The organism is Nocardioides antri, from assembly GCF_008373765.1.
Classification (GTDB): Bacteria; Actinomycetota; Actinomycetes; order Propionibacteriales; family Nocardioidaceae; genus Nocardioides; species Nocardioides antri.
Genome location: NZ_VUJW01000066.1, coordinates 1 through 338 on the forward strand (window position 1 = coordinate 1; position 338 = coordinate 338).

Genomic DNA, 338 nt, shown 5'->3' on the forward strand with positions numbered 1-338 from the left:
CCAGGAAGGGCGGCACGGTGACCGCGCTGGCCGACGAGGAGGACGTGCTCGAGGCGCTCTGCTCTGGGTGGACCGACGCGCAGGCGCGCAGCCGGGACGCGGAGTCGACGTTCATCCGGTTCACCCCGCGCGGCCCGAAGAGCAAGTGGTCCCCCTCCAACGTCACCCGGGTCGCCCTCCTCGAGCGCGAAGGCCTGATGACCGATGCCGGCCGCGCCGCGACCGACGCCGCCAAGGCCGACGGCCGCTGGGACGCGGCGGTCGCTGCCGGCAGCTGAGCCGGCTTCGTCGCGTCACCCGACGGCTGACGCCTCCGCGTCGACCACCGGTCCGTGCGC

General features: G+C 75.1%; 1 pseudogene. It reads left to right on the forward strand.

Going from position 1 to position 338, the window contains the following annotated elements:
• Positions 1-278: pseudogene (locus F0U47_RS21495) on the forward strand (YdeI family protein); the annotation flags it as partial.
• Between the last annotated feature and the right edge of the window lie 60 nt (positions 279-338).